Genomic DNA, 9,974 nt, shown 5'->3' with positions numbered 1-9,974 from the left:
GGCTTAGATGTGTATAGCTCATGGTTGCAATCTCACTTTGGTGGTGGATAGAAACTGTGATGCTAGCGCATCTAGGCCTCTTTTTCACCTGCTGTTTGAAATTGCACTTCATGTGTTAATCTAAGAAGGATAAAGTCCCTGACGCTTTATTAAACCATCACAACACCGCTGAAGGCGTTTACGGCCAAATTTGCGTCATGCAAGGCACTGTCACCTTCTACGGGTTTGCCAATGAAGCTGCCACCGAACCTGAGCAAACCATAGTAATTGCAGCAGGACAATTTGCCGTCAGTCCACCTGAATATTGGCATCGGGTCGAATTAACTGATGACGCCCAATTCAATATTAACTTCTGGACTGAAGGCGATACTGGTAATAAATCGATGTTCAATAGCTCTAAGATTCACAGTAAACCGATTGAAGCTTTATTTGATAAATCAGACAAGGCTAAACCAACTGAGTAATAATCAACTACTCAATATATGCATATATTTAAGGCGCTGGTTCTTGAGAGTCAACGCCTTATTCTTTTGGCTTGCTAATAGGTTTTGGTATACTTAAATTCGTACATAAATACTTTTTACTCGGCTGTTAGCTCAACAAGTAGGTCATGTATTTCGTTCTTAAGTTCTTTATCTTCGATTTTATTGGCACTGATTTTTGCGTTTTGCAGGTTAACGACAGCAGCTTCAATTTGGCCTAATTCAACTTGCAATACCGCCATAGAAAAGGCTATCGATGACATAAAGTCTTTTGAATTAATTTTAATCGCTTTTTCTAAAGCTTTTTGGTAGATAACTAAAGCCTCGTCTAATTCCTCTGTAAAATCAGCCAGAGTCTCCCATTGTACGGGATGATCTTTATCGGTATTTTCGTTATCGGTGCATATAGTTTGCAGATCTATATAAAGCGCATCGAAGGCCTCTTGATTATGTCTATTATTAGCCTCTAATAGCTCTTCAGCTAAGATATAGACTGACTTATATATTTTGGTATTGACCATTACTCATTTCCTTTTTCTACGATTGTTAATACAGCATAAAATAGATACGCTGATATTTGTGTGCGGCTGGTAAAAATTTCTGGCTTACTATGATTTGATCTAAAATTGTCGCCTACGTAATTTCATGCCAGCGAAGTCAAAAAAAATACTGTTTGAATGCGATATCAGCTTCTATAGTCAGAACTAAATAAAACGGGTACACACATGGTTTTAGATAACTGGCAAAAAATTTTCTAGCTTGCTGTGTGACTGCGTCACTCTAGAGGCTTCGAAAACTTCTTTCAGCTATCCTGTATCTGTTTTACAGCGGCTTAGCTATAGAGGCCAACCTTGAGCGAGTATACATAGAAAAGTAAATGGCCGTTGTTCTTATCGCTTACTTTCTTTTAGTTTTTATTTTTGCCATTAATGCTTATTTATCCTGTCTGGTTATTGTTACGACTTACAGCCATTTTTGCATTTCGTTAACAACCGTCTGCATTCTATTGGGTAGCGCGTAGTCCCGCCTTGTAGCAAGATACAAGGTTTTACTGACCGGAGTGGTCAAACGATGGCTTTTAATAAGGTGAGGTTTCTGAAAGGCTTCAACGGCATGTTCTGGCAATACCGTAAAGCCTAATCCCCTACTTACCGGCTCTAGGATTAAACCAATCTGATTTGAAAAGCCTCTTTTTTCAAAATCATTACTGTGCTGAAACTCAGGATAATTGGCACTAAGCAGCATACCAGCATGATGAGCACCATCAGGATGATCGATAAATCCCAACTCCATTAGCGCCCCCCAGCTTGGTTCATTGACAGAGACAGGCGTCACTAATAACAATGCCTCGTTGGCAATAGCCGTACCACTTATCGTCTCTATCGCTGAGGTATCAGTCATAAAGCCGATATCAACCTCATGATAGGTCAAGGCGCGTTCGACATCAGCATTTGGAGCAAACCGATAATCAATCACCAGCTTAGGATACTGCTGTTGCAGAGCCAGTAGATGCGGATACAGCTTGAGTCCAACGCTTCCCGGCGACATTAGACGTACTACCCCTTCATAAGCGGGATCCTCGCCAATACGCTGCTCCAAATTCGATAAGCTCAAAAGTATACCTTGTGCTTCAGCATATAATCGCGCGCCTGCATCCGTCAGAGAGAACTGCTTACCTTGCCGAATAAGCAATGCAATATCCAATTGCGCCTCTAGCTTATTGATGTGCTGACTCACACCAGACTGCGTCATATATAGGCGTTCAGCCGTACGAGTAAAGTGACCGACTTCGACAAGTGTGCAAAAGGTACGTAACCATGTGGTATTTATCATTAAATTTCATACTTATTTTTATAATAAATGATAATTTTACGTAATGACTATAGGTTTGTATACTTATTTCACGTCAACAAGAGCACGTTAAATAAAAACCTATCAAACCGGAGTACACGTAATGAAGAATGTTTATCCTAGAAGTTTTTCGCACATTGGTCTGTCAGTCCCTGATTTAGACAAGGCCGTCAAGTTCTACACTGAAGTGATGGGTTGGTATACCATCGTAGAGCCCACTAAGATTGTCGAGGATGACAGTCCTGTTGGTCAGATGTGCACTGAGATATTTGGTAAGGGTTGGGGTCATTTGCATATCTCACACCTGTCTACGGCTGATCGTGTGGGTGTTGAGCTATTCCAGTTTAAGAATCAAGAGAATCCTGAAGATAACTTTGAATACTGGAAAACAGGCATCTTTCACTTTTGTGTCCAAGATCCAAACCTTGAAGAGCTCGTTGATAGTATCATCGCAGCAGGCGGTAAAAAACGGATGGAAAAACCACGTTATTACTATCCTGGCGAAAAACCTTACCGTATGATTTATATGGAAGACCCGTTCGGTAATATTGTTGAGATATACAGCCACAGCTATGAGCTTACTTACAGTTTGTAAAAGGCGTACTAAGACAGCTGTTTAATGAGTGTCATAACAGGTGATAGCGGTGACTACGAGTGATGAATAGACTGCTATTACCTGTTTTAAGGCTGCCTACCGAAACTCTTGTCAGTAGCCGTAGGGTCGGCTAGTTTAGGCAAAGTTTCGAAAAGCCAGTGGGCAAAACGAACCTGCCTTTATGACTTTGCTAGCTTTAAAAATAACCTCGTTAACTTTAAAAGTGACGGGTTATGCTATCGCTAATCTACCCTACTCTTACTTTTTATAACCGACAAATTGCACAACTGCGCTGAGACCTTGATGGCGCGTTCCTTCTGAAATAGTGCGGTGTTTTGCAATACCTATAACTTCCTCAAGCTCTGCAAGCTCACTCTGCAAATCTTCTAATGAGACGAATCTGTCTTTTTGCGTGGCAGGCGGCCCACCGACTCCTTCCATGGTAGTCTGCTGATAAGTATAAGCTTCGAGAATAAACACACCGCCCGGCTTCAATGCCGGTGCAACCTGTGCATGGACGCGTCGCTGTATTGGTTCAGGCATGTGTGCCCAAATAGAAACAATGCCATCCCATTGCGCAGCACCTAATTTATAATCGGCCAAATCTGCAACCTGAGTCGAGATTTCCACACCTTTATCACTGGCTAGTTTTAGCGCTTTGTTTAAACCAACTTTGGACAGATCCATAGCAGTGACTTGATAGCCATTTTGAGCTAAGAATACCGCATTCCTTCCCTCTCCTTCAGCTAAGCACAGCACACGCCCGCCTGCTGGTATTTTGTAAAACTCCTCTTTTAAAAAGTCGTTAGCTTCTGTGCCATAGGCAAAACCTGCCTCATTATAGCGCTGATCCCACATTTTACCTTCCTTCTGTTGCTTGATATTCAGTCTTATTCTACTATCTAATCAATAGCATTGTCTGCGCTGATGGTAAAACGTGTGTTCTATGCAAGTTAGTATCGTAGCGTGGATGAAGCGAAAGCATAACCCCCGTTAGCTTCTGTCCCAATAATGTTAGCTCCTGATGTAATGTATAGTGATGTTTACAAGAAGATAATATGGCAACTTTAATACAAACTCTTAGAGAAGATTGGTCAATTTCAGCGTCTATTGCCGGTTTTTTAGCGGTACTCATCGCTTATTCTGGCCCGCTGATTATTTTCTTTCAAGCAGCACAAGCCGCGCAAGTTTCAGATGCCATGATGGCGTCTTGGATTTGGGGGATTTCTATAGGGGCAGCTATACCTAGTATTTATCTATCCATCAAATATAAGACTCCTGTGGTCATGGGTTGGTCTGCCCCAGGGACGGCCTTATTAATAACGCTATTTCCACAGATGAGTATTAATGAGGCGGTTGCTGCTTATATTATCTCAGCCTTGGTTATCTTTATCATTGGCGCCACAGGCTATCTTGATAAAATTCTAAAGTTGATCCCTCCTGGTATTGCGGCTGGGATGATGGCCGGTATCCTGTTTCAGTTTGGCTTGGAATTATTTGTCGCCACTGACACCATGCCGTTTATCGTCTTCAGTATGCTGGCTTGTTATTTACTAGCGAAGCGCTGGTCACCGCGCTATACGATGATCTGGGTATTGCTTTGCGGCGTTATCTTAAGTGTGGTATTCGGCAAGATGAACCCTGTCGATATCAACTTTTCGATAACCATACCCACACTCATCTGGCCAGAATGGTCATGGAATTCAACTTTGAACCTAGCCCTTCCGCTTATCTTAGTGAGCTTAACCGGACAGCTCTTACCCGGTATGGCTATTTTGAGGTTGAGTGGTTACGACATTCCTGCTAAACCTATTATTACAGTCTCCAGTATTGCCTCTTTAGCCGTCGCTTGTGTTGGCGGCATCACGGTTATATTAGGGGCTATTACCGCCGCATTATGTACGGGAAAAGACGCGCACGAGCTCAAAGAAAAGCGCTACATCGCAGGAATAGCCAATGGTATTTTTTACTTATTAGGGGGCTTATTTTCTGGTAGTATCGTGACCGTATTTAGCTTGCTACCCAAAGAGCTCATCGCAGCCTTAGCAGGTCTCGCATTAATCGGTGCCATCTCTGCCAATATTACCGTTGCCATGAAAGATGATAACCAAAGAGAATCGGCGTTGATTACCTTTTTAGCCACGGCTTCCGGCATGCATTTTTTGGGGCTTAGTTCAGTATTCTGGGGGATTTGTATCGGTATGATTGCACACTTCGTATTGACTAAGAAACGTGTGACGGATGTTTCTGTGTAGCTAGATAAAAAGCTTGCCTTTTAGTGGTGGCCCCATAGCCTGATAGCTTAAGGCAAGTATCCATTAGCTAAGTATTTTCTGAGCACTTTCATAATTCATCAAAAACACTAGAATTAGTGTCCAGAAAGTATTAACTAACAGTGAAGGTAGTAGCCGTAAGGTTAAGTAGTTTTGGTAAAGTCTTGAAAGCACAGCCGACAAAATTTAAACCGCCTCGATGATTTCTATGACAACTTTAAAATAGGCGGGTTACACATTCGCTAACCCACCCTACAAAAAATCCCACCCTAACTCACCTTATCCCACATTTTACTAAGACGCTTCGGTGATACTGCCATGCGAGTTTTCATCGGTTGGGCGAAGAGTTGAATGCGATATTCCTCGACTAGCCAGCGATATTCGCTGATAGACTCAGCATTGGCGCGCCCTGATAACCGCTCCATATGTAAATCTAGCGCATAGACGCCATCGAGATCCGCTTCAATATTGTGCTCAAGTCTTTCAAGGCGAATCTCCAGCGCTTCGAGATAACGCGGATACTGCTGCCAATGGCTATAATCCATACGGTAGACAAAATTAGCCAAATGTAAATCTTCTAATTGGTCTTCCATATCGTCGATAGACTCACCAAATATTTCCCGATCGAGCATTAATAATCCTTGGCGAATACGCTGCCACCGGGTATAGACATTTTTAAGTGTCTTGATCACCGTCTGTCCGGTTAGTAGGAAGTTACTAATCACCACGTCTGAGGTTTGCTGATATTCTTCTAACGTGAAGGGTAGCTCTTCAGCTAAGCCGATAGCAATATCACCAGCGCTCTCAGGCAAGTCTTCACTATGATCAAATAAGATATAGTGCTCTTCAAGAGCAGCATCTAGTGCGGCATCAATGACGATGGTTTTTAGCTTTTCCATATCACCGAGTGGCGCAAAGGCCAGTTTAAATATCTTATCTATCTGACTGGTCAGCTGCTTTTTCTTCGCACCCAGCTGCCCTTTCATTAGCGTCAGAACGCCAATGCGGTGCGCTTGCAAAGCGGCGGTCACGTCAGTATATTGATGAATCGATACCGCCTCGCCAGCCTCATCAGTAACCAAGGCGGCAAACTGCTTCATGACTACGCCAGCGCTATGATGGTTTTTGCTAAACTTAAAATGCTCAGGAAAGCTAGTATGCGCGCCTTGCTGTTCAGTGACGGCTTGACTGGTCTCGCTAGCATGACGGACTTGCAAGGTTTGCAGGTCACGACCTTTTTCGATAATGCGATTCTTATCATCGACCACACAGATTTGCGGCTGTAAATAACGGTCAATGGTAGATGGGTTGAAGTTGTCGGGTGTTACCGACATAATTCCGCGGCGATTTAGCGCTTGGCACAGTTGCTTTAACAACCCTTGCGATTGCGCAGGTTGTAGCTCATCGAATAAACTGTCGGCCGTATCAGGAATCGGTACTATCTGTCGGCGAATGTCTTTCGGCAACGATTTCAATAGCTGTAACACCAGCTCAAATCGCCAACCGGGTACGCCCCATAACAATTCAATCGCATCCAATTGCGGTAAAGCCGCTAATGGCACACGAATAGTCACCCCATCTTCGTCGCTTGACGGATCGAAGATATAGCGTAGCGGTAGCTTTAAATCACCCAATTGCCAAACTTCTGGGAAATCACCAGTGGTTGGTGCTTGGCTGTTTAGTACATCTTCATCAGTAAAGAATAGATATTTGTTATCGGTTTTTTCAATGTCCGCACGCCAATCTTCAAAGGCTTTACGGCTGGCAATGTGCTCAGGTGTTTTCTGATCATAAAACTGATAGAGCGTCTCTTCATCAACCAGTAAATCACGACGACGCAGCTTGTCTTCGATGCGTTCAATATCAGCCACTTTATCCATATTATGCTGTAAAAATGGCGCTTGCCGGCCGAAGTTACCGGTTACTAGACCATCACGGATAAATATCTCGCGTGCTTCAATTAGATTAACTTGTTCATAGTTAGTCAGCTGCTTACCAATAATAATCAAGCCAAACAAGCTGATCTGCGCGTAGGCTTTTACCCGTCCAGTCTTCTTCGACCAGTGTGGCTCAAAGTAGTGATACTTTAATAAGTTACCAGCCGCTGAGATAATCCATTCTGGTTCAATCTTGGCAACCGTACGCATAAAGACTTGTGAGGTCTCTACCATCTCAAACGCCATCACCCACGGTGGTATTTGCTTAAATACGGTACTGGCTGGGAATATCTTGGCCTTTTGCTGGCGTGCGGCTAGATATTCACCACGATTTTCGGTTTTATGGGCGATAATTGACAGCAATCCAGTCAATAATGCACGATGTAAATTGGCATATTTAACCGCTTTTAGTTCCTCATCATCAATGCCTGTCGGATCACTATTAATATCGAGCTCATCAAGGTTGTTTTTAGAGCCATTTTTAGCACCGTTTTTATTACTGGCTTTTGAACTACTGACATCTTTGAGCTTAAGCTCGGTAACCATTTGTACCAGCTGACGATGGGTTTGATGCCATTCACGGACACGTGGAAAGCTCAAATAGTTGTTTTTGGCAAACTGCCTACGCTGATTGCCGGATAATTTATTGCCATCCTCATCTTTTTCAAACAGCGTTTTCCAAAGACTCAAATAGAATAAAAAATCCGAGTCATCTTGGCGGAATACTGCGTGCTTTTGATCTGCTTGCGTGCGCTTATTAGCAGGACGCTCACGTGGGTCTTGAACCGCAAGCGCTGCTACCACAATCAGCATTTCACGAATACAGTCAAAGTCACTACCCGCGACTAACATGCGTGCCAGCCTTGGGTCTATTGGCATCCGTGCCATTTTTTGTCCGGTAGACGTAAGACGCAGATGATCTAAACCTTTGCGTTTTGGCTTATTGTTTGTCTGGCTGGTTTCCCTGTCAGTTGCTGGCTCATTTTTGGGTGTAATCGCGCCCAACTCATCAAGCAATTTATGACCATCAGTAACCAAACGGCTGTCAGGCGGCTCAATAAAATCAAAGTCATCAACACTGCCTAAGCGCAAGTTAGCCATCTGTAAGATTACTGACGCCAAATTGGTTCGTAAAATCTCCGGCTCAGTAAACTCAGGACGGCCACTGAAATCCTCTTCGCTATACAAGCGAATACAAACCCCTGGCGCGACCCGACCACAGCGACCTTTACGCTGATTGGCTGCTGCTTGGGCAATGGCTTCAATCGGTAAGCGCTGCACACGCGAGCGGTAGGAGTAGCGTGAGATACGTGCAAAGCCCAAGTCAATCACATAACGAATACCAGGTACGGTCAAAGCGGTCTCAGCGACGTTGGTAGCGATGACAATACGTCGACCCCTACCTGACGGCTGGAAGATACGCTGCTGTTCCTCATAGGTCTGCCGCGCAAATAATGGTAATATTTCTGTGTGCTTTGGCCCATGACGTTCAAGCACTTCTTGCGTTTCACGAATTTCAGCTTCGGTGGCGGCAAATATCAAAATATCGGCTTGATCCGCATGACCCTTGCTTTGCGCATCACTAAAGCATTCTTCTACGGCGGCAACCACAGCACGCGGTAGATTCTCTTCAAAATCATCGTAACTATCGTCATCTGAGCTGGTCACCGGCTCATCGGTGAGCGGACGATAACGTACCTCGACCGGAAAGTTGCGGCCTTCTACATTAAAAATAGGCGCAGGTATCTGACGTTTTAACTTGGCATCATAGCGGCTAAAGTAATCACTAAAACGCTGGGTATCTAGGGTTGCTGAAGTAATAATGACTTTCAAATCAGGCCGTCTGGGCAGTAATTGCTTTAGATAACCCATAATAAAGTCAATATTTAAGCTTCGCTCATGGGCCTCATCGATAATGATCGTATCGTATTTACTTAAAAAGCGATCGTGACCTAATTCAGCAAGTAAGATACCATCGGTCATCAGCTTAATTACTGACTGCGCGGTACCTTGCTCGTTAAAGCGAATCTTAAAGCTGACCGTACCTCCTAACTGTTCACCTAACTCTTCAGCGATGCGGTTTGCCACACTGCGCGCCGCCAGCCTGCGCGGCTGAGTATGTCCAATCTGCCCTCTTATGCCGCGACCTGCCAGCATCGCCAATTTTGGCAGCTGAGTAGTCTTACCAGAGCCCGTCTCGCCCGCCACTATAATGACTTGATTATCGATAATCGCTTGCACCAAATCATCGCTTCGTTGGCTGACGGGTAAATCGAGATTTAGCCTTGCAGGTAGATTTTCTGGGATGCTATCCATGCGCGCTTGCACCGCTTGCTGTGAGCGGGTTTTTAGCTTTTCAAACTGTGCCTGCTTTTTCTCTAAATCATCGCTATTTTTAGCGTCGTGTTTGCCATCTGTACTAGGTTTTTTATTAGATGATTTTCTAGACGAAGAACCACGCGTAAGCTCACGTTCAAGTTTGCTTAAATAGAATTCATCTTTAGCAAGTACAGGTACATTGCCTGCAATTTGCGGCTGAGAATTTGTTTTATCCTCTACGTGATTCTTTATATCAATATTATCGTTTAGGTCATTCTTGTTCGTATTTTCGGTGTTCTTTGAAGTATTAGTCATATTTGCTTAGGCTATTTTTTTATATGAAGAGTGGTTAGATTATGGGGATAATTTGGCTGCGATTCAAGATACAGTCGAATTTCAAACCTTAAGTCTCAAGCCTTGAAGTGTTGCATACTACCATTCTAATATACTTTTACTAATATACTTTTGATAGTGCCATTAAAAAAGTGCGGCTGGATGGTCACACTTTCGAGTAATA

General features: G+C 43.6%; 6 protein-coding genes and 1 pseudogene. 3 read left to right on the top strand and 4 right to left on the bottom strand.

All coding sequences use genetic code 11. The features are described from left to right. Positions 1-137: 137 nt before the first annotated feature. A pseudogene (locus JMX97_RS10230) lies at positions 138-464 on the top strand (DUF1971 domain-containing protein); the annotation flags it as partial. Between the two features lie 116 nt (positions 465-580). Here the strand turns inward: JMX97_RS10230 and JMX97_RS10225 are convergent. Continuing rightward, on the bottom strand, positions 581-1,003 hold the full coding sequence (locus tag JMX97_RS10225) for a tetratricopeptide repeat protein (RefSeq protein WP_201557792.1): 423 nt from the start codon (positions 1,001-1,003) through the stop codon (positions 581-583). A gap of 442 nt (positions 1,004-1,445) precedes the next feature. Then, on the bottom strand, positions 1,446-2,315 hold the full coding sequence (locus JMX97_RS10220) for a LysR family transcriptional regulator (protein ID WP_201557790.1): 870 nt from the start codon (positions 2,313-2,315) through the stop codon (positions 1,446-1,448). Between the two features lie 121 nt (positions 2,316-2,436). On the opposite strand from JMX97_RS10220, the gene JMX97_RS10215 reads away from it, so the two are divergent. Continuing rightward, the gene (locus tag JMX97_RS10215; RefSeq protein WP_201557788.1) at positions 2,437-2,928 is read left to right on the top strand and encodes a lactoylglutathione lyase family protein; all 492 of its coding nucleotides are present in this window, start codon (positions 2,437-2,439) and stop codon (positions 2,926-2,928) included. Positions 2,929-3,186: 258 nt separating this feature from the next. Here JMX97_RS10215 and JMX97_RS10210 read toward each other — a convergent pair whose 3' ends face one another. Beyond that, on the bottom strand, positions 3,187-3,786 hold the full coding sequence (locus JMX97_RS10210) for a class I SAM-dependent methyltransferase (protein ID WP_201557786.1): 600 nt from the start codon (positions 3,784-3,786) through the stop codon (positions 3,187-3,189). Between the two features lie 200 nt (positions 3,787-3,986). Here JMX97_RS10210 and benE point away from each other — a divergent pair, with 200 nt between their 5' ends. Continuing rightward, entirely contained in the window at positions 3,987-5,183 is a 1,197-nt protein-coding gene (gene benE / locus JMX97_RS10205) for a benzoate/H(+) symporter BenE (protein ID WP_201557784.1), read from the top strand. A 287-nt stretch (positions 5,184-5,470) separates the two neighbouring features. Here benE and hrpA read toward each other — a convergent pair whose 3' ends face one another. After that, on the bottom strand, positions 5,471-9,772 hold the full coding sequence (gene hrpA / locus JMX97_RS10200) for an ATP-dependent RNA helicase HrpA (RefSeq protein ID WP_201557782.1): 4,302 nt from the start codon (positions 9,770-9,772) through the stop codon (positions 5,471-5,473). Positions 9,773-9,974 lie beyond the last annotated feature (202 nt).

Origin of the sequence: Psychrobacter sp. 72-O-c (assembly GCF_904846605.1) — a bacterium.
GTDB lineage: Bacteria > Pseudomonadota > Gammaproteobacteria > Pseudomonadales > Moraxellaceae > Psychrobacter.
Note: the sequence above shows the minus strand (reverse complement) of the source record. Positions and strands in the feature narration are given on the sequence as shown.